The sequence below is a fragment of the Cohaesibacter sp. ES.047 genome, assembly GCF_900215505.1.
Taxonomy (GTDB): Bacteria; Pseudomonadota; Alphaproteobacteria; order Rhizobiales; family Cohaesibacteraceae; genus Cohaesibacter.
Window position 1 is genome coordinate 4331260 of the sequence record NZ_LT907844.1, and the last position, 21673, is coordinate 4352932.

Consider the following 21673-nt stretch of genomic DNA (forward strand, 5'->3'; position numbering starts at 1 on the left):
ATATTTTCGCAAATCACAAATCATCGCCAGAGACAATACGTCGCAACACTCGGTGAAGCGTGATCGTCTGCGGCTTCGTTCCACAGTCTGTTAAAAGCCCGGCAGGAAAAGATCAACCCCTATCAGAGGACTCGCCGGTCCGGTTCGGGTGGGTGGACTTGCGCCGCAGCCAGGGGCGGCTGGCAATCGCGTCCGCTCCGTCTGCTGCGACCGGTTGATAATAGTGGGTAACTTCCGGCCATTCACCGCGCTCAAGACCGGCCCGCACCTTGTCACTGGAAATCATGAACGCATCAACGCCGCACCGCGCAAGAAGCGGCATCTGATCGAGGATATAGTGCCCCATAGCCCGGATTTCGCCAGTAAAGTTGAGCCTCTCGCGCAACAGGCGCGCAGATGAAAAGCCGCGCCCGTCTGCAAAACCGGGAAAGCTGATCGCAACAACACTGACGCTGTCGAGATGGGGCGCCAGGGCCTCCACATCATCATCGGCATCCACCAGCACACCGAAGTGCTCAGGCTTCTCATTGCATTGAGAGAGGAACATAAGGGCCGCGTCAAACGGTATGAGTATGTGCGACCGTCCAGAAAAATCGGCATCTTCGGCCAACACGGTCCATTCGTCTGACCAAAAGGCTCCATCCCGATAAAGGGTCTTGGCTTCCTTGTTCATGCTCGGCAATCCCTTTCTCAGATATGAAGTCCGCATTCCGATTTGTCCGACCCCTTCCAGCGACCGGAGCGGGCATCCTGCCCCTCTTCGACCGGACTGGTGCAGGGAGCACAACCAATCGACAGATACCCTTTGGGCACCAACGGATGCCCCGGAAGGGACTGTGCCTTGACATAGTCGGCCACATCCTTTGGCCCCCAGCTTGCCAAAGGATTGACTTTCACCTTGCCATCCTTGAGCTCAAAAGTGGCGAGCTTTGAGCGATCGCCGGTCTGGTAGCGCTTGCGTCCGGTGATCCAGCCACCATAACCGGCCATCGCCCGGTCGAGCGGCAGGGTCTTGCGCAGATCGCAACAAGCATCCGGATTAGAGATCCAGAGTGAGCCATACGGATCCTGCTCTTTCAACTGAGCTGCATCCGGCCCGATTGAGGCGAGATTGGTCAAACCAAAATGCTCCCTGAGCTGATCGCGATAGGACAAGGTGGCAACAAAATGCTTGCCGGTATCGATAAACAGAACCGGATAGCCCGGATCAATCTGGGAGATCATGTGAAGCAAAACAACGGAATCAGCACCGAATGATGACACCAGCGGCACGTCACCATTGGCGGTGTTGTGCGCCAACCATTTGAGCACCTCTTGTGGCGCAAGGCCGTCAAACGCTGCGTTCAGTGTCTCCACATCCTGCAAGGAAAGAGCATCCAGCTCGCTTTTCTTGAGCATAGGCATCATCTCAGGCCACCTTCTTGCTGTCTGGATAAAGGGCTTGCTTGAAAGGAGCCGGCCCAACCCGGCGATAGGCTTCGATGAAGGTCTCCTCTCCGGAAAGCCGCAAACCGATATAAGTGTCGATGACCAGCTCGATGGCATCGGTCAGATCTTCGGCAGGAAAGCCGCGCCCGAGGATCTCACCGATGGCGCTCTGGTCATCCGCTGATCCGCCAAGCGTGATCTGGTAGAGCTCCTGCCCCTTCTTATCCACGCCGAGAATACCGATGTGGGCGACATGATGATGCCCGCAAGCGTTGATGCAGCCGGAGATGTTCAGCGTCAGTGGACCGATCTGGGCCTGACGTTCGGTCGAACCGAGCCGACGGGAAATATCCTGCGCGATCGGAATCGAACGGGCATTGGCCAGCGCGCAATAGTCGAGCCCGGGGCAGACGATCATATCGGTGACCAGCCCAACATTGGCTTCGGCAAGCTCCGCTTCCACGAGCTTTTGATAGATCTCGAAAAGGTTGGTCTTGGCAATGTGCGGCAAGATCAGGTTCTGTTCATGACTCACCCGCACCTCGTCATAGCCATAGCGTTCAGCGAGATCGGCAACCAGATGCATCTGAGCGTCTGTCGCGTCTCCCGGCACGCCACCGATGGGCTTGAGCGAAATGCTGACACTCACATGGTCCGCCTTCTTGTGACCGTGGGTGTTCTGCCCCACCCAGCGCGAGAATCCAGCGTCAGACGCGCGCTGGCGCACCAAAGCCTCTGCGCCTTGAGGGTCATCAACAAGAGCGGGCATCGCAAAATAGGCGTTGATCCGGTCAATCTCGCTCTTGGGCACATCCAGAAGCGTCGATTTGACGTGAGCATATTCCTCGGCGATATCCGCCTGCAATTGCTCAAGTCCGGTCTCATGCACCAGTATCTTGATCCGCGCCTTGAACTTGTTATCCCGACGACCGTAGCGGTTGTAAACACGCAAGACCGCCTCAAGGTAGCTCAGGATGTCGGTCTCGGAGATACCTTCCGCAACCAGCTTGGCAATCATCGGCGTACGCCCCTGCCCGCCACCGACATAGACGTCAAAACCGACCGTCCCGTCAGAGAGCGCGACCAACTGCAAACCGATGTCATGCACCCGGATCGCTGCTCGGTCCTGTTTGGCCCCATTGATGGCAATCTTGAACTTGCGCGGCAAAAACGAGAATTCGGGATGCAGGCTCGACCATTGCCGGATGATTTCGGCATAAACACGCGGATCCGCCACCTCGTCGTGGGCCGCCCCGGCAAACTGATCGGTCGTCACGTTCCGAATGCAGTTTCCCGAAGTCTGGATGGCGTGCATTTCCACCTCAGCCAACTCATCGAGTATGGCCGGTGTGTCCGCAAGGCGCGGCCAGTTATACTGAATGTTCTGACGCGTCGTGAAATGGCCGTAGCCGCGATCATACTTGGTCGCGATATCGGCAAGTCGGTGTAACTGTGTGCTGTTCAAAGACCCATAGGGAACAGCCACCCTGAGCATGTAGGCATGGAGCTGCAGATAAAGCCCGTTCATCAGACGCAAGGGTTTGAATTCATCCTCGGTCAACTCTCCAGAAACCCGGCGCTCGACCTGACTGCGGAACTGGTCCACGCGCTGGCGCACAAAACTGGCGTCAAATTCGTCATAGCGATACATGGCAGGGGTCCTCTTTTGGGGCTTGGTCTGACGTGGCCTTCAGTGCACGACACGCAGGATCAATGATCGAGATGCGGAAAGCGGCGGGATAAATCGATTGTCTCGAAGGGATTGATGGTTGGCCCAGCGGCGCGAATGCGTTCTCTCAGGCGCGCCGGACGCACACCGTCCGTGACGTCATGCTCGACCGGAATGACATCAAGACTGACAATATCTGCATCTTGAGCATCAATGGCTGCCTGAGCATCGTCCTTCACTTCGTAAATTCGGGCACTTTGAATGTCTTCCACCCACGAGGCGTCTTTCGCCAGATAGACAACGATGCCATCGAGCAGGCGATTGCCAGTTGCAACAAACATCACAGTCTCTCCATCCATACACGCCGCTATAAGGCGGAAAATCGCACCATTCAGATTCACAACGGGCATTGTGAAACGCAGGTCAATGTGAAAAGGGCCTTACGCATAGATAGATTTTTTGAGCCGCCTCAACAATTCAGGCAGGCCGCAATCGCAAAAGCGATTTACCCCGCAACCGTTTCTCCGAAAACCAGACCACCGGGACGATGCAGGGAAAGATTATTTTCTAACATTCGGGAAAGGACAGAATGTCATGACGTTCCGACCGCAAAAACGCAACCCCGGGGCCTTCTGGACATGCAAGGAAAGCGCGAAAGGCAGGGGGCGGGACATGCGCCCTGCCCCCTTTGATCTCGCATCAGACAAGAGGATCAGCCGATTGCTGCCGATCACAAAAGGCAAGCCTAGTTGAACGGCACACCAAACCCGCCCCTTGGCCTCAGAACACATCGCGTCGGCGAGACCTGAACCATTTCTGGCATCAGGCAGACACAGCGATTCCCACGCCGTATCGTGGTGGTCCGGTCGCATGCCGGAGCCGTCTCGCGCGATCGTTCCCGACGGCTCGATCCATAGAGGGGTTCTGAGGGGATCACACAGCCTCGGCCCGGGATCAGGGCCGCATCGGGATTGTTGCACGCACAGGCACGCGCCGAAGTCTTGTACATGTAGGGATAGCGACACTCGCACCGACCGCCATAGACGAGCGCGGTCTCACGATCACAGCGTGGGGAGCGCGATGGACTGGGCGTGATTGGTGCCTTGTCAATACAGCCCCTGCCATTGACGAGCTTTTGCCCCCTTGGGCAGCGACAGGCGCGGCTGGAAATGCGTTCCATGCCCGGATACCGGCAGAAGCATGAGCGCCCCTTGCGTTCGGCAGTTGCCGGATCACATTGCGCTCGCTGATCGGTAAAGACACACCCCTGACCGGCAACAAAGTCGGCACCGCGACGACAGTCACAGCGTCCCGGCGATATCTTGCGCATACCGTCATAGCGACACGCACAACCATTGCCGCGCTGTACAGCAGTTTGCCCATCGCAGGCGGCTTTGGTGTCTGGTTGTGCCGGGATAACAAGCGGCTCATCATCCGGGTCAGAAGCGCCGGGTGCCTGCCCTCTTGGCGAAAACGGCATTGCGGCAAGCTGCGTTGTCGAACAGGAGGCGGAGTTCGCATCCGCTTGAGGCAGGTTCAGACGGGTCAACACCCTGTCACCCATATCGCCGGTTGCCTTCATACCCAGTTGAGCCTGAAGCAGGCGAAGGCCCCGTTTGGTTTTCGGCCCAACACGACCATCAACGCCGCCTGAGCGGATACCCGCCGCTTCGAGAGAAAGCTGGGCCAAGGCGACCTTTTGCCGAAACACGGACTTGTATCCAAGCAATGCGCAATTGTGAAACTGGTCCGCTCTGATTTGGGCAGGAACACGAAGCCGCATCGTCAATGATCTTGATTGCCCCACATCCAGAGTAAAAGCCTCATGCAGGCACATCAGGAAGTTGGACATCGGTTGCGAACACCGCCAGTCGCGACTGCCAACCAGCGCCATTTCGGTCGCATGAGGTCGCTGGAACTCATCGGTGATAACCATCGGTCCCGAATATCGTTTATCGCCCTTGTTGGTCAGCGTCAGCCTGAATTCACATCGAAAACTGCGCGAACTGCGATCAGCCCGACAGTCGCCAACCTGCTCCTTGCTCAATTCCAGTCCCGTCTGAGACAAACGCAGAGGCTTGCCCGGCAACTGGATATAGGACGATGGCTCGGGCTCTGCAGCTTCGGGCTCAACGGGATTTTTGCGCAGATCGGCCATACCGGCGCACCCATAGATCTCCACATCCCCGATATGGCCAGTTTCAACCGTGCTGGGATATTGGCCATCAAAATCGATGAAATAGGATTTCCATGGAGGCCGTGTCTCATCCGAAATCGCAAGCAAGGACTGTGCCTGCGCACCAGAGACCCTCAGCGCGCCGCCCTGCCGCAATTTTTCTGCAAGACGCGGGTCATTGCGCAAATTCTCTCCCGTCGTCCAAAGCGTCTCCGAACAGCGATAGCGGACCAGCTTGCCGTGATCATCATACCCGGGGCCAAGCGCAACACCGCCCGTGCCATTGCGTTTGCGCGCGGCAAACCCGACGGCATAGGCTGTGGGACTTTCGCGCCAGCTGCCGTCACGCGTCTTTTTGTATCTCAGGACCTGCGCCTGCCTCGGGCGCGCAAGTCGGGAAAAATCATAAGCCCCGACCATCATACCGCGCTGCGCAAGGATAATCGATCCATCCGGCCCGAATGCGATGTCCGAAATCTCCATCTGGCGGCGGGTATCAGGCAAAACAAGTTCCTGACGGGCATCCAGCTTGAAGTTGCCGTCATCAGCATCGATACCGACCGACCAGACAGACGGCCCTTCAGCCACGGAATAGTAAAGCCGTCCCTTATTCACCGCGACAGCCCAGACCCGCCGCCCCTCCTTGGCAAAATGCCAGCTTGACGGGTCCTCTACGTCAAAGGACGGCACGGTGATGTCGAGACGATTGCGCGTATCAAAGTGGATCGGGCGCATACCAGCCACAGTGCGGCCGATCGATCCGTGATCGAAACTTTCAAGAATGTGGCCTTCCATATCAAGCCGGAAGATCATGCCCGTGTCGCGATCGGAGACAAACAACTGGCGCGACTTGGAGTCAAAAACGATATTCCCCAGCGCCGGGCCGGAGTTGGGCATATTGTCGAGCTTGATGGAGGCAAAGCGACTGATCTGGCCGGTCGCGCCGTCTACTTTCCAAATGCTGCCCGGTCCATTGTCATTGACCGATCCGAACAGGCCAGCCATGAATGCCGCATCCGACCGTCCTGCATAGAGCTTGTCTGGCACGCCATCTCCGTTCTGATCACGTCCGACGATGGGCAGACCATAAGCGGAGGTCGCAGCAAGATAGAGATTGGGACGCTCTGCGTCGTCAAAAGCCATGCCGAACACCTGCCCGATATCCTTGGCCAATAAGGAACGGTAGGGCTGTCGTTTGATTTCCCGGCCATCAAAACCCGCTTCAAAATCATCAATAGCGAAAAAGCGCACCGATGGCCCATTGAGATCAATGAACAGGCGCGTCGCCTCGGCTGGATCAGTTGCATTCCCAGAGCCGACCCCAGAGCCGAAGAGCTTGCTGCCGGAAAACCCGCTCATCACCATCGTTGGCCCATGAAGCACTGCACCGGGATCTCCTCGTCGCTCCGCTTGCGAAAGAGCCGGTCCGGCGCTCAAGCCTATAAAGACGAGCAAAAGGCATACAGCCTGATAAAGTCGACAAGTCATGTTCGCTCCGCTGATGATCACGTCGCACCGCGCCACCGGATCCCTTGCCAATGAAGAGACTGAATGAACAGGGCCAATAATCAGCCCCGCTGAAAAACATCGTAGGAACAAATTTTGTCACAATTGGGCTGCGAGCAAAAGAACAGCCGCAAAATTGGCCAATCCCGGCCAAGATGACCTTTCCTAGGCCCCCATCACCGACAGGTGCGACCACACGCAAGAGCCCCGCAGGCGTCAAAATAAGGCATTTTCAAGCCCGGCCCAAGAAATTCTGTGGGTATGGGATAATTACCAATGGATGTGACAAATAAGCAATACACCACCTGGTTTCATTAAACCAAAGTGAATGAATTTCTAAGACCACAACAAAGCACAGGAGAATAAGCCGCATAGATTCAAAGTGTTAGACATCCATACCCAAAACCGGACATTCACCCGATTGGCTCTAAGACGTTGATGGTATCGGATCCGACAATTCTGGACCAGATTGTATCAAAACCCGCTTCCGTTAAGAAAACAGCAGGATGACTTGGCTTGCGGGTGCCAGACAGAAGGTAAGTTACATCAATAATTCAATGGCTTAGAAATTTACAGCGCAAAATCCAGATTGCCACCGATAAGAATATCAGCGCTTAACCATTCTCCCCGGACTCAATTGACAGGCAAATATCAATACTATACTAACCATTTTTGGTTGTGCTAAATAGCTATACAACCTTATAGAACGGCAATTGCAACCGCTGCAGACGCGTTGATTGCAGGCTGTTGGGGAACAAGCCTGACGAAGGAGAGTTTGACGTGAGAATATTGCTTGGCTTTATCACCTTGTTGGTGAGCATTCATGTAGCCCAATCATCCGAATTGAACTACACGCCCGTGAACCCGTCCTTCGGCGGCAATCCATTGAACTCCACCCATCTGCTCAATCTTGCAAACGCGCAAAAGACGGCGACGGCAACGGATGCGAATAGCAATTCTGGAAGTGCTTATTCATCATCAACCGACGGCGATACGTCGGCGGAACTGTTTGTACGCCAGCTTGAGGGCCGGTTGCTGTCCGCATTGGCCAGCCAGGTGACCGAAGCCATCTTCGGTGAAAACCCGCAAGAGAGCGGCACCATCACGTTCGGCGAAACCGAAATCACCTTTGAGCAGGGAACCGGTTCAATAATCCTGACGATTACCGACTTCACCGACGGCACCGTCACGAACATCGAAGTTCCGCAGTTGCAAACAAACTAAGCTCAGGTTGACATCATGTATAACAGCACATCAGATCAGCCTGCGAGCAGGCGCTTTACGTTGCGAAACTTGGCGATTTCAGTGATCGTTTCATCCGCATTCCTGGCCGGTTGCACCTCGGATCAAATGCTTTACACAGAAGAACCGATCGTAGCACGTGTCACAAACGCCAATCTCAAGCTGCGTGAATTGCCGCCACCGAAAAAACGTATCCCGGTCGCGGTCTACGATTTTGCCGATCAGACCGGCCAATACAGGGAAGCCGCCACCTATCAGCAGCTTTCGCGTGCGGTAACACAAGGCGGTGCGTCCATTCTCATCAAGGCTCTTCAGGATGCCGGCAATCGCAAGTGGTTCGCCGTCATGGAGCGGAACAAGCTTCCGAACCTTCTTAAGGAACGCCAGATCGTCACCGAAATGCGGCGCGTCTATCGGGGCGAGAGATCTGTCAATGCACGGGTTCTTCCGCCGCTCAAGCACGCAGCGATCATTATCGAAGGCGGCATCGTCGGCTACAACCAGAATGTTACAACAGGTGGGATCGGTGCCCGCTACCTTGGCATTGGAGCCGATACCAAATATTCGCGCGATGAAATCACCGTTGCCCTGCGTGCCGTATCCACGAAAACCGGTGAGGTGCTCGCCTCGGTCACAGCGCGCAAGACGGTCGTATCCGTCGCATTGCAAAGTGGCGCTTTCCGTTTTATCAAGCTGGATGAATTGCTCGAAGCGGAAGCAGGCATAACCAACAACGAGCCAAGGCAGCTCGCGGTTGAAGCCGCCGTCGAAAAGGCCGTCGAGTCTATGATCATTGAAGGTGCCGAACTCCATGTTTGGGCGTTTGCGGATCCATCTGCTGGGCGAGAGTATATTCAAGACTACAGACAACAGCAGTTCGATGGTATCGAACAGCAGCAGCGCATGGTCAAGGCGACCCCAGATACCAAGCAGGCGACCACCTTGGCGGCAACCATTCCGCGGCTCTTCAGAGCAAAGTCAAAATCTACAAGTAAAAATGTAAAATCAACAACAAGAAAACTCCCTCCTCCGCCATCACAGACAGAAAAACCGGTCGGATAGGGAGTAATACTAAAACAATTTTACATAAAAAGGCTCTCTACGAAACGTACGGGAGCCTTTTTTATATTTCAGATCGCTTCTTAACAATTACTAACATTTACCATTAAATTGTATTTATATGAATTTTGATAAAAGTACGTAGCTTTCTTATTGACTTCCGAAGTTAACAAAGGGTAAATAGGTTGCATTGTCGTAAATCTCTTTTTAAAGTTGTATTCCTCATGGGCAATTTGGACTGAGAGGAGCAGCAGGAGAAGGCGACGTAAAGACTTGACCCCTCGACCAATTGATTTTTAAAAACTCGGGAGACGTATAATGAAAAATTTCCGCTTGGCCCTTCTTGCAGCCACCGCTGGTATCGCACTTGCCACCGCAGCCATCGCTGCTGAAAACAACGATGCAACCGTCGATCAGACGGGTGCCAACAACTCGGCCTATGTTAATCAGGCTTCAGGCTCAAATCACCGTGCATATGTCACTCAGACGAATGACAACGACAGCAGCTCGAACACCGTAGAAATCGATCAGAGCAACTACTGGCAGGCCGTTTTCAGCCTGGATCAGAATTCCGAAGCAGGCTGGGGCACCAACACCGCAATCATCGAACAGGGTGGCGGATCAGCCAACGCCATTCGCAATCTCGACCAGACGGTCCAGATGGGTGGCGACAACAACGCAACCATCACCCAGGATGGATATGCCAACGACATCAACAAAATCGAACAGACCAACACGGGCTTGCTGCTTGACAACACCATCACAGCAAACATCGTGGGCCAGAGAAACGGTTCGACTTATGTGGGTGGCGTTCGAGAAGTCCTCACCGGCAAGGCAGAGGCCACTGGCGTGACCAATGGTGAACTGATCCAGAACGGCGCGGGCAACACCATCGACCTGTCTATCAACGGCGCTCAGAATGATTTTGGCGTAACCCAGAACGGCACCAACATCCTCTCTGCCTTGGATATAACTGGTGATCGCAACCAGCTCGGCATCAAACAGACCTCAGGAACAGCTTCGGTGTTTGGCATTCCTTTCCCGACGCCCAACACTCTGATCATCAGCGCGATTGACGGCGATGACAACAACATTGGCGTCAAGCAGGATGGTGGGAACATTGCCAGCATCGGCCTAGTCTCTGACAGCCAGAATAACCGGATCGGCCTCACACAGGACGGCAACAACTTGGCAGAGATCGACATCGTGGCTGGCGCCAACAACGATATCACGTCCTACCAGCAAGGCGAAAACATCCTCGATGTTTCAGTTGAAGGCAGTGATAACGGCCTCAACACCGAGCAGTTCGGCTCTTTCAACACGATGCTTGTTACCATTGTTGGCGATAACAACGGCACAGGCCTCTTCACGAGCATCAGCGCCAGCGATGCTTTCACCGTTGCCAGCGCTAAGGGCCTGACGTCCGGTTCTCTGGTTCAGGACGGCAACAACAACTCAGCAACGCTGAACATTGGCAACGACCTTTCCGACAACAGCAATCAGTTCGCCATGCTTCAGGATGGTAACAACAACGACGTGGTTGCATCTGTTGACGGTAGCGACAACCAGCTCGCGATCGCACAGGTTGGCAATGGAAACTACAGCAGCGTCACTCAGGTTGGCAACGGCAACTCCGTTGGCATCAGCCAGTAATCATCAGAACCCACTGATGACGTTGTAACAATCGGCCGGGTGGCATATGTCACCCGGCCATCATCCGTACCCGGCCCACTCACACACGTTGCTTGCGCGAGGACACCATGACCTATATGAGATCCCCCTTTCTTTCGACAGCATTTCTGTCACTCATAGCGACGAGCGCAGCCCGAGCCGACGACAATGAAGTGTATATTGGGCAGACTGGTAACACCAACACGGTCATCATTGACCAGCTCGGCAGCGGCAACCTCGTCGGATCCAATGACGACTCGATCTTTGTCTCGCAAGTCGGCAGCTACAACACGCTCTCTGTTGATCAAACAGGATATGACAATGAAGCAGGAGCCGCACCAAGCGCCGGCGCCTTGAACCTATTGGGCATCTATCAGAACGGCGACCGCAACGAGGCCACGATTTCCCAGAAAAACGACAACCCTCTGGGAACCAACCTGATCGGCGCGATTTCGCAGAATTCGGCAACCCTTCGTGCCACAACCGCCAACACGCTTTCCATCACGCAGACCGACATCTCCGCGGACGGCACGACAGGCACTGGCAATGGTCAGGGCAATCATGTCATTGGAGAAATTCTTCAGGTCAACACCGGCGGCGCATCCAACAGCCTGACCATCTCTCAATTTGACGGCACGACGAGTGGCGGAGAAGGCAACCGCGTCCAGACCGTGATTCAGCAAGGCAGTGACAACCTCGCGATCATCAATCAGGAAGAAGAAGGCAACGAAGTTACCGAATTACGCCAACTTGGAGCCAGCAACGAGGCAACAATCTATCAGCAAGACGGCGTCAACAATCTGGTCAACAGCTTAACACAGGACGGTGACAACAACCGCGCCCGAGCTGCGCTCAATGGCTCCCGCAACCTGATCTTCTCGATCCTGCAATCCAATGCCCTCGTGGGTTCCATTGGCAATCTCATGACAGTCACCCTCAGCGGTGACGACAATGGCGGCGACGGCATGGGTGGGCTGGGCCAATTCACGCGCCCCATTACCCAGGCCTTGCAAGTCGCTCAGGGCGAACTCAATCAGTTTGGCGATGAGAATGTGCTAAACTTCGTCACGTCCGGTACATCCTCGATGAACCTGTTCGGCTTTGTGCAAGATGGCGATGGCAACGCACTGAGCGGAACCGTGGACGGCGTCGAGAACGAAGTTGCTGCGCTGGAAATCGGAGATGGCAACCGCATCGATTTCACGCAGGATGGCGACCAGAATACGATTGCCATTTCCTATCGCGGAGACAACAACGCGATTTACGCCAAACAGGAGGGTGACGAGAATACGCTCGACATCTCGTTTGACGGTGGCATCGCTCCGATCACCCGCAGCAATCAGAACAACGACCCGGCAGTCGGTGGGTTCGGCGACACAGTGGCTGCCTTTGCAGGCTCGCTTATGCCTGGCGATGCGGTTCAGATTGGCGACCTCAATCTGGCCAAGATCTCCATCACCGCAGGCAACCAGAACAAGATCGCCTTTGCACAGGTCGGTCAGAGCAACACCATCACGGGCGCAACGACGGGGCACCAGAATCAGGTTCTGATCACGCAGACCGGCTCACTCAACGAAGCGAGCTACACCCAGAATGGCAACTTCAATTCCCTTGTCATAATCCAGTAGTTTTGGTTGCAATGAGAGGAATTAAATCTTAAAGTTGTTTTGATAAACCTACAAGCCATGAGCGCAATGAGCGAAAGATCGCTCATGCGGGGTGGCCATTCCGGTTCTGGTTGATCGAGCCCCTTTAAGCTGCAGAAACCGGGGTACCAACGGAATGGCAACAACAACATGACGCCGGTTTGCGAGGATTTGCAGCCACCGCTCGGAAACGGAGGCAGGAACGCCCCCAATCCTGACAGGTGTCCTAGCCATATAGACGGAGAAGATCCCATGTTTGAAACACGACACATTCGATCCGGCAGCCAAACTCTTCCCCGCCGTGCCGGTATCCTTGGCGCACTCACTCTTTGTGCCTTTATGACTTTCCCCGCGTCCGCGGGGGAAAAAAACGTGCTCATTCTCGAACAGCAAGGCACCAGAAACAGTGTGACCGTTGATCAGACGAACGCGTCGCAAAGTCAGGTTGGCGGCGTTGAGATAATTGAGGGAGCCGCGTTTTCCGACACTGAATTCAATGTGCTCAGTCTCGATCTTCAGCCCAACACAGCTGCGGAAAATCCAATCCTCCAACTGGGGGCAGACAACGTTGCCGACATTACCGTTGACGGCGTTGGTGGCGCTGTCTTCCTGCAGCAAGGCGCAAACATCAACGATGGCAACAACACCGCAACGATCGACATCAACACAACCGGCGATTCCTTGGCTGCAATCCTTCAGGCTGGCAGCAACAACAACGCCGGGCTCACTGTGATCGGCAACACGACAGAAGGTCGCATCCTGCAGCTCGGAGACAACAACGACGCCCAGCTTCAGGTCGGGCTTGATGGCCTACCGGCAAATGGCGCTCAGGCAACCGTGACACAGGATGGAAACAACAACACCACCAATGTGCAGGTCGTCGGCATTTCAAATGGCCAATACAGCTACACCGTTCAGGCAAACGGCACCACGACGAGCGTTCCGGTCACCATCCAGACCAACGGTGCGTCGGTCAGCGTGACGCAAACCCAGTTCTAGGGTCAAATTCGGAGTTGGCTTTCATGAAAAATTCTGGTTCCCGGCTCCGAATGCTCTATGCCCTGATGATCAGCCTGTTTGCCCATGGCACCGCCAACGCCGACGAAGCCACAGGTGAAATCCGCATTGTCAGGCAGGGAGAACAGCTCATCGTAAAGGATGTTTTCACCGCCAAAGCCGCTGGCATTTACAAAACCAGTCTGCAGGTTTCCAAAAATGGACTGTCCGGTCAAATCTCATCGAGCCAGAATAGGCAAATGCAAGCAAAGGCCGGGGAAATCTGCGAAGGAAACCGCATCGCCATGAAAGTTCAGACCGGAGATCAGGTGGAGGTGGAACTAATCATACAGTTTGAGGGAACAGAGTTCGTTCATACCGAGCGCACCCTGAAAATCCAGACCGATGGACTGAAGCCCTCACTCTACGAGACAAACGACAAATCCATTCGATTGTGAAACAACACGTAAATTGGTGCAAAAGATGCTTTCTCCTGCCTGGCTGATCACCACGATCTCGCGCTCTATTCCGCGCGTCCGGTTCTTCATCCTATCCCTGCTTCTGGGACTGATCCACGCCTCAAGCGCTCAAGCGCAATCAACCAATGCGATTGCACAGGCATTCAAAGGCCAATGGGTGACCTATGATCGCTCCTTTGCCGCCGATACCGGCCTCTGCACGTTGACCTTCTCTGCGACACGGAAAGGCGAGATTTACCCCATTTCGCAGAGCAATTGCACAGGTGAGATCACCTCGATTGTCGGCTGGTCCATCGTCAAAAACCAGCTTGTCTTTGTAGATCAGGATAACAAGCCGCTGGCCAAAGTCGGCGGCAATCAGGGGCGCCTGAGCGGCACCATGACACAAAACAACAAACCTGTGATCTTCGAAAATGCAAAAATCGCAAAGAAGATCAACGCTGCGCGTGAAAGCATCTCGTGCGCCTACGTCGGCTACAGCCAGATCTGCGCCAAGCCGCAGGAATTTTCACCGCCACCGGTCAGCCCCGGCGCTGAAACCCCAATCAAAATCCTGGTCAATCTCAACGCCAGAGTGGAGCCACGGAACGACGCAGAGGCTGTCGCGACACTCAAACCGCAATCCTGCGCACAAGCATTGACATGCTCACGGGCATCAGACGGCCTCTGGTGCAAGATCAAGCATGAGAACAAACAGCTCTGGATCAAGAAGCAGGCTGTTCGGCTGAAAAAGTACCCGATCATAACCTTCCAGAATGGCTGTTCCTGAGACGTCACACCTACTCAGCAATCCTAATCCATTTACAAGGGCATGGTGCAGCACTCGCACCCTGCCCTTTTTCTATGTCTTCTTCGTATTCCGATAAGATTCGCACGATCAAACCAGAAACGCCCCAAAAGCACCCAACCCTCCTCCCAGATCGCACAGAACGGATCAATATACGCAGCTTTAAGCAATTTTGTTACAAACATCCAAGGACCCTCGCCGGATGTCAGTCTTTGTTCCCCTTTTCGAGCTTGCGGAACACAGCGAGAACATGTATATTTTGTTCGTGATTTGTGCCACTGATGACTCGCTTTGTTGGGCTCTGTGGTGATTTGGACCTTCCAAGGCGGAGCGGGATATGCTGACAAGAAAACAGCACGAACTACTTATGTTCATCAATGAACGCATCAAGGAATCCGGTGTTCCGCCTTCCTTTGATGAAATGAAACTGGCGCTCGATCTTCGCTCCAAATCTGGCATTCACCGCCTGATTACGGCTCTTGAGGAACGAGGCTTCATCCGTCGCCTCCCCAACCGCGCCCGCGCGCTGGAGATCCTCAAGCTGCCGGAAGCCAGTCTGCCCACCCTCAACGTGGCGGGACGCGGGTTTTCTCCCAGCGTGGTCGAAGGCGGTCTTGGCAAGAAACCACCTCAACCGATCAGTCCAGAACCAAAAGAAGAAAGCACCAGCATGTCGGTGCCCGTCATGGGGCGCATTGCTGCCGGCGTTCCCATCTCGGCGATCCAGAACCAGTCTCACACGATTTCAGTACCGATCGAGATGCTGCGTGGTGGCGAGCATTTCGCGCTTGAAGTGCGTGGCGACTCGATGATCGAAGCAGGCATATTGGATGGCGACACGGTCTTGATCAAGAAATCCGATGATGCCGTGTCCGGTGATATCGTTGTTGCGCTGGTTGATGATGAGGAAGCAACGCTCAAGCGCCTGCGCAAGAAAGGTGCCTCCGTCGCTCTGGAAGCAGCCAACCCTGCTTACGAAACGCGCATTTTCGGGCCCGACCGGGTTCGTGTTCAAGGCAAGTTGATTGGGCTTCTGCGCCAATATTAAATCACGGCCAAACTGGACCGCAGTCAGTATGAGATCGCGAAAAAGCAGCCTTGCTAACCGGTAACGACGCACAACGCCTGCTTTTTCGTTTACTCGTCTATTTCGCCCAACCATGCCTGGCGATAAAAACTCGCGATCATGGCTCTCTATGCCATGGCCGCCGTCCCTTGGGCATGGCCGACTGCATGGACAGTGCCCACTCTCGTGAGCGGTTCGCGATATCGCCACTTTGTGCGCTGTTCGGTGGGCTTTGAGATTTGTGCGCAAAGGTGACCAACACCGAGCCATTGGCTTCAAGCTCTTGGCGTCCCATTGTGAGCTTAGGCGCTATGCAGGTTGACGGGATTGGCAATTTTGAAATGATGATATCGCGTCTGGCGCACTCTTCATCAAAAGCTCCAGGATGCTTGACCAGTGCCGCAGACAGATTTGTTTTCGGTCCTGAGGCCGTTCTCAATCCCGCCATCACACAGGCATGTTGATCACACGCCCAAGGTTGGTGAGAGCTTTCCGTCCGCAGCAAGCCCTTGGCTCCACCACCCGTGCCTTCGTTGAGTGCCGCGCGCACATCCCCGTCAGCGCGGAGCAGCGCCGAGAAATCAAGCACCATCCGGTTGGAGCCGATCAACTGCCACCGTTGATCCACGCCCCTGACAGCCATTCGCCGGCCTGTTTCCGAGATCCACATATCTCCAAGGCTTCCCCCCCACCATAACATCAAGGCAGCCGCAGCAGGAATGAGCGCCAACAAAGCCATTGTCCGGCGATGAATGGCAAACAGCATCAATGCCAAGACTGCGGGCAACAGGAATTGCCCTCCCGCCCGAACGACAACCATACTCGGGTCACTGTGGCTGGAGACGAGGCCCGACAGGGCGATCACCTGTTCGAGCCCCCACTGCACGCCTTGAAGAGGAAGAGACTGCAGACCGAGCGGCGCCAATACAAAGCTGACCAATCCCAATGGCATCACGACAAGACTGATGATTGGCATCACCAGAAGGTTGGCAATCAGACCAAGCGGCGCCATTTGCTGAAAATGCGCGACAGAGAATGGCAGAACCGCAAAGCTGGCAATGAGAGATGTAAGACCAATGCCGATGATCCACTTGGCAGCACCCTGCGAGACGTGCAGCAAAGGCCCCAAGGCACTGGTTGCAGCCAAGCCTCCCCGTTTAGCGAGCGCCTCCTCCCGGCCAGCAGAGCTGCGGCGCATTCTTGTGACACGGTCGTAGGTCGCGATCAACGCCGCCGTTGCGGCAAACGACATCTGCATGCCCGCCTCGATAACCCCGTAAGGCTGCATCAGCACCAGAACCAGAAGCGCCAAAGCAAGATTGTGCATCGTCAAAGCCGACCGCCCTGCCATGATCGCCAACAGGAAAATCGCAGTCATCAGGAAGGCCCGGATCGTCGCGACAGAAGCACCAGACAACACCAGATAGAAAGCCGCCGCCGCCAGAGCGACACCGGCCGCCCACTCCTTGATCGGATAAGTCAGTGCCAGATGAGGAAGTGAAGACAGCACCGAGCGCATGCCCCAAAATACCGCCATGGCAATCAGCCCCATATGCAGCCCGGAAATCGCCAGAATATGAGCCAAACCGCTCCGCCTGAGATTGGTCTCAACCTCTTCGGTCAACCGATCCCTCTTGCCAACCGAAAGCGCAATGGCAAGCCCCGCAGCCTCGCCCTCCATCCGAGCGCCGATATAGCCGGCAACCGCCGAACGCATCTGCTCAACCAGAACTCCCCCCTGTTGCCACAGGCCGACCAGCCCTTCACGCTCCACAGAAGGCTGGCGTTCGACCCGTCGGCCCATATAGCCTTGCGCCCCAATGGAACGGGACCACAGATAGCGCCCGTAATCAAATCCCCCTGGATAGGCCGGCCTTTGCAGTGGCACCAAACGCGCATAGATCTGTACCCGCTCGCCCGCCCGATAGGCTCCACCAACAGACTTGCGCACAAGCAGCAGTTTATGTGGGGTTTGCTGCGCGGCAAGGCGCTCAATGCTCTCAACCGCAAGCGTCCAACGCTCATCACCGCTTGAGCGACGCTCGACCCGTTCGATCCGCCCGACAATTGACGCAGATCGCGCCTCGGCCAGCACGGGTGTTGTAAAAAACTGGCTCTGAAAAGCCGCCGCCGTACAGCCAAAGATTCCCATACCGACAACAAGCAAGAGAAACACCCGCCTGCCCCGCAAGGCGCGTTGGAGCGCGACCACCGCAAGGCCGAGCGTTGCCGTCAGCAAAAACGTCAGGCTGGGTTCATCGGGGAGATTAAAATAGCTCGCCGCGCCAAGCGCCAACGACGCCACGAGCCAAAGGAAGCGGGCATTCTGCTCCTCCCCGTCTCTTCGCCAATCAGCGGCAAGTCGCTGGAAGATGGCCTCAAGAAAGAAGCTGACCCGCCGCGCCAAACCCGGCTTTTCCAATAAACCCTCAAGGTCTGCAACACGCACCTGATTTGCATCTGTCGCCAAATCCGGACGGACCAAATCAGCGAAAGTACCTGATTGCCCCGCCATCTGAGGACGATCAGCGTCTTTTTCACCTTTTTCCTCGCTCCGTTCGACCATCAGGCCTTTTACCCTGTCGTCAAGCTGTGCTAGATCCAGTGCAGCTTTCATTGCCGGTCGGCGAAATCCGGTTGCAGCCCAATTGTCTGGGCTGTGCAACCGACTTCAATTTCCGGTACACCCTATCCCGAAATACAGGTTTCCGATAGCACAATGTCATCTGAGGTTGTAACTCGCTTTGCCCCGTCCCCCACGGGCTACCTTCATATCGGCGGCGCTCGCACCGCTTTGTTCAACTGGCTCTTTGCCAAGGCCAACGGCGGCAAGATGCTCCTTCGCATCGAGGACACCGACCGCGAACGCTCGACTGATGCAGCGATCGAGGCGATCATCGCCGGGATGGACTGGATGGGGCTGAGCTATGACGGCGAGCCGCTGTCGCAATATTCTCGCGTTGAGCGTCATCGCTCCGTGGTTGAACAGCTTCTGGCAGAGGGCAAGGCCTATCGTTGCTATTGTACCGCTGAAGAGCTGACCGAAATGCGCGAAAAGGCGCGCGCCGAAAAACGGCCACCCCGTTATGACGGAACATGGCGCGATCGTGATCCAGCAGAAGCCCCAGAGGGCGTCAAGCCAGCGATCCGCATCAAAGCGCCGCTTGAGGGCAGCACCGTTATTGAGGACAAGGTTCAGGGGACGGTGACCTTCCCCAACAAGGACCTTGATGACATGATCATCATGCGTTCGGATGGCAACCCGACCTACAATCTGGCCGTCGTTGTCGATGACCACGATATGGGCGTCACCCATATCATTCGCGGCGATGACCACCTGACCAATGCGGCCCGCCAGACCCTTGTCTATCAGGCAATGGGATGGGAAAGCCCAACCATGGCCCACATCCCGCTCATTCATGGACCGGATGGTGCAAAGCTGTCCAAGCGCCACGGCGCTCTGGGCGTCGAAGGCTATCGCGACATGGGCTATTTGCCCGAAGCCATGCGCAACTATCTGGTTCGTCTGGGCTGGGCCCATGGTGATGACGAGGTCATCTTGACCGATCAGATGATCGAGTGGTTTGGCTTTGACGGCATGAACAAGGCGGCCGCCCGGTTCGACTTCAAGAAGCTGGAGAATCTCAACGGCGTCTATATGCGAAACGCCGACGATGACTATCTTCTCGAACGCCTGACGGCGCTCCTGCCCTTCATTGATGGCGAAGACATGCTGGCGAAAATCGATGACGAGAAAAAACGGCAAATCCTTCTGGCCATGCCCGGCGTCAAGGAACGCGCAAAAACGCTGCTCGATCTGAAAGCGGGACTTGAATTCCTGTTCGACACCCGCCCCCTAGCGATGGAAGAAAAGGCAGCCAAGTTGCTGACCGACGACGCACGCGCGATGCTGGCTGAACTGGTGCCGCAGTTCGATGCGTTGTCGGACTGGACCCTTGAAAGCACGGATCAGTTGGTCCGGGCCTTTGCCGAGAAAAAGGAATTGAAACTGGGCAAGGTCGCCCAGCCCCTGCGTGCAGCCCTCACCGGTCGGTCCACCTCACCGGGCATTTTTGATGTCCTGGTTGTGCTGGGCAAGGACGAGTCAATCGCACGCCTCAAAGATCAGGCGTCCTGACCCCTGCAATCATCGCAGTTTTATGCTAAAAAGGCCGGATACAGTTCCGGCCTTTTTGTTTCAAGGCCATCGGTTTTTCCCAAATGTCGAATCCTCTCGTCATCATCCTGTCGCAAAGCCAACGGACTGGTAAAAATACATAATTTATAGGTCTAATTAATTAGACCAAGAAGGAGGTAAAATGGAATTTATTAGTCATACTTTTGTAGGATAACTCGCTGAAATAACTTGATATTTCATGATTTTATACGCATATCCAACCTCAGAAGAGCTTGCGGCGCGTATAAAAATCATATACCGAAATTGCAGTTCCTTTGTTGCCTAGGAGGGTTTGCTGCGCCTGAGCGCACCCTTCCGTTCCGACAGCAACAGCAAATTGTTTTCAAAATTTGGGAGTAGCCGAATGAGTGACAACAAAGCAACATTGACAGTTGGTGACAAGTCTTGGGAGTTTCCGGTTCAAAGCGGATCAATCGGCCCAGACGTCATCGACATCGGTGCTCTTTACAAAGAGACCGGAATGTTCACCTATGACCCTGGTTTCACCTCCACTGCCTCCTGTCAGTCTGACATTACCTATATTGATGGCGACGAAGGCACCCTTCTTTATCGCGGCTATCCGATCGATCAATTGGCCGAAAAGGGTGACTTCCTCGAAACCTGCTACCTTCTTCTTTACGGTCACCTCCCGACCAAGGCAGAGAAGCTGGACTTCGACACCCGTGTGACCCGTCACACCATGGTGCATGAGCAGATGAGCAAATTCTACACCGGCTATCGCCGTGACTCCCACCCGATGGCGGTCATGGTCGGCATCGTTGGTGCATTGTCTGCCTTCTATCATGACTCCACCGACATCTCCGATCCGCATCAGCGCATGGTTGCAACCTTGCGTCTCGTTGCCAAGATGCCCACGATGGCAGCCATGGCCTACAAATATTCCATCGGCCAGCCGTTCGTCTATCCGCGCAACGATCTTGGATATGCGGGCAACTTCCTGCACATGTGCTTCTCGGTTCCCGCTGAAGAATACAAGGTGAATCCGATCCTCGCCCGTGCGATGGATCGCATCTTCATTCTCCATGCAGACCACGAGCAGAACGCATCCACTTCGACCGTCCGCTTGGCTGGTTCGTCGGGGGCCAACCCGTTCGGCTGTATTGCCGCCGGTATCGCCTGCCTCTGGGGCCCTGCTCATGGTGGCGCCAACGAAGCAGCTTTGAACATGCTGCACGAGATCGGCACCGTCGATCGCGTCGAAGAATATGTCGCCAAGGCAAAGGACAAGGACGATCCGTTCCGTCTGATGGGCTTTGGCCACCGCGTTTACAAAAACTATGACCCGCGCGCGCGCATCATGCAGAAAACCTGTCATGAAGTGCTCAACGAGCTGGGCATCGAAAACGATCCGACCCTTGAAGTCGCCATGGAACTGGAAAAGATCGCTCTTAACGATCAGTATTTCGTCGAGAAAAAGCTCTATCCGAACATCGACTTCTATTCCGGTATCACCCTGCGTGCTCTGGGCTTCCCTGCGGACATGTTCACCGTGCTCTTTGCTGTGGCCCGTTCCGTCGGCTGGATCGCACAGTGGAAGGAAATGGTCGAGGACCCATCCCAGCGCATCGGTCGCCCGCGCCAGCTCTTCACCGGAGCAACCCAGCGCGACTATGTGAACATTTCCGAGCGCTAAGCGTTCACGACAAGACGCAAAAAAGGCTCCCTTCCGGGAGCCTTTTTTTGTTTCTGCTCATTCGGCGAACCATGCACCGAACGTCACGAGCGCAGCGGTGGCCAAGACAGGTCCCTC

16 protein-coding genes are annotated in these 21673 nt (G+C 55.2%); 10 read left to right on the forward strand and 6 right to left on the reverse strand.

Annotated elements, in window-relative coordinates:
- Positions 1-112 precede the first annotated feature (112 nt).
- From CPH65_RS19855 to CPH65_RS24350, 5 genes are all read right to left on the reverse strand, one after another.
- Positions 113-673 carry a DUF934 domain-containing protein gene (locus tag CPH65_RS19855; protein WP_157747823.1) on the reverse strand — a complete coding sequence of 187 codons (561 nt, stop codon included), beginning with the start codon at positions 671-673 and terminating at the stop codon, positions 113-115.
- Positions 674-690: 17 nt separating this feature from the next.
- Positions 691-1407, reverse strand: a complete 717-nt coding sequence (locus CPH65_RS19860; protein WP_197703893.1) for a phosphoadenylyl-sulfate reductase — start codon at positions 1405-1407, stop codon at positions 691-693.
- Between the two features lies 1 nt (position 1408).
- Positions 1409-3079 carry a nitrite/sulfite reductase gene (locus CPH65_RS19865; protein ID WP_096175460.1) on the reverse strand — a complete coding sequence of 557 codons (1671 nt, stop codon included), beginning with the start codon at positions 3077-3079 and terminating at the stop codon, positions 1409-1411.
- Between the two features lie 59 nt (positions 3080-3138).
- A complete protein-coding gene (locus CPH65_RS19870) occupies positions 3139-3438 on the reverse strand; it encodes a DUF2849 domain-containing protein (protein ID WP_096175461.1) in 300 nt (99 codons plus the stop codon).
- 404 nt (positions 3439-3842) lie between these two features.
- Complete coding sequence (locus CPH65_RS24350; RefSeq protein WP_157747824.1) at positions 3843-6656, reverse strand: peptidoglycan-binding domain-containing protein; 2814 nt, start codon at positions 6654-6656, stop codon at positions 3843-3845.
- A 903-nt stretch (positions 6657-7559) separates the two neighbouring features.
- On the opposite strand from CPH65_RS24350, the gene CPH65_RS19880 reads away from it, so the two are divergent.
- From CPH65_RS19880 to lexA, 8 genes are all read left to right on the forward strand, one after another.
- Positions 7560-8003, forward strand: coding sequence for a curli assembly protein CsgF (locus CPH65_RS19880; protein ID WP_256385198.1), 444 nt, complete (start codon positions 7560-7562; stop codon positions 8001-8003).
- Positions 8004-8129: 126 nt separating this feature from the next.
- Positions 8130-9083, forward strand: a complete 954-nt coding sequence (locus tag CPH65_RS19885) for a CsgG/HfaB family protein (protein WP_157747825.1) — start codon at positions 8130-8132, stop codon at positions 9081-9083.
- A gap of 315 nt (positions 9084-9398) precedes the next feature.
- Positions 9399-10733 (forward strand): curlin repeat-containing protein, encoded by a 1335-nt coding sequence (locus CPH65_RS19890; RefSeq protein ID WP_096175464.1) that lies wholly within the window; start codon positions 9399-9401, stop codon positions 10731-10733.
- Between the two features lie 107 nt (positions 10734-10840).
- Positions 10841-12379: a hypothetical protein gene (locus CPH65_RS19895; protein WP_096175465.1), complete on the forward strand. Its 1539-nt coding sequence runs from the start codon at positions 10841-10843 to the stop codon at positions 12377-12379.
- A 270-nt stretch (positions 12380-12649) separates the two neighbouring features.
- Positions 12650-13396, forward strand: a complete 747-nt coding sequence (locus tag CPH65_RS19900) for a hypothetical protein (protein ID WP_096175466.1) — start codon at positions 12650-12652, stop codon at positions 13394-13396.
- Positions 13397-13446: 50 nt separating this feature from the next.
- The gene (locus tag CPH65_RS19905; RefSeq protein WP_096175467.1) at positions 13447-13851 is read left to right on the forward strand and encodes a hypothetical protein; all 405 of its coding nucleotides are present in this window, start codon (positions 13447-13449) and stop codon (positions 13849-13851) included.
- 25 nt (positions 13852-13876) lie between these two features.
- Positions 13877-14641, forward strand: a complete 765-nt coding sequence (locus CPH65_RS19910; protein ID WP_096175468.1) for an AprI/Inh family metalloprotease inhibitor — start codon at positions 13877-13879, stop codon at positions 14639-14641.
- Between the two features lie 355 nt (positions 14642-14996).
- Positions 14997-15707, forward strand: a complete 711-nt coding sequence (gene lexA / locus CPH65_RS19915; RefSeq protein ID WP_096175469.1) for a transcriptional repressor LexA — start codon at positions 14997-14999, stop codon at positions 15705-15707.
- 136 nt (positions 15708-15843) lie between these two features.
- Here the strand turns inward: lexA and CPH65_RS19920 are convergent, their stop codons facing one another.
- Positions 15844-18342 carry a ComEC/Rec2 family competence protein gene (locus tag CPH65_RS19920; protein WP_096175470.1) on the reverse strand — a complete coding sequence of 833 codons (2499 nt, stop codon included), beginning with the start codon at positions 18340-18342 and terminating at the stop codon, positions 15844-15846.
- Between the two features lie 102 nt (positions 18343-18444).
- Here CPH65_RS19920 and gltX point away from each other — a divergent pair, with 102 nt between their 5' ends.
- Positions 18445-19863, forward strand: coding sequence for a glutamate--tRNA ligase (gene gltX, locus CPH65_RS19925; RefSeq protein ID WP_096175471.1), 1419 nt, complete (start codon positions 18445-18447; stop codon positions 19861-19863).
- 403 nt (positions 19864-20266) lie between these two features.
- Complete coding sequence (gltA, locus tag CPH65_RS19930) at positions 20267-21556, forward strand: citrate synthase (protein ID WP_096175472.1); 1290 nt, start codon at positions 20267-20269, stop codon at positions 21554-21556.
- Positions 21557-21673: the final 117 nt, after the last annotated feature.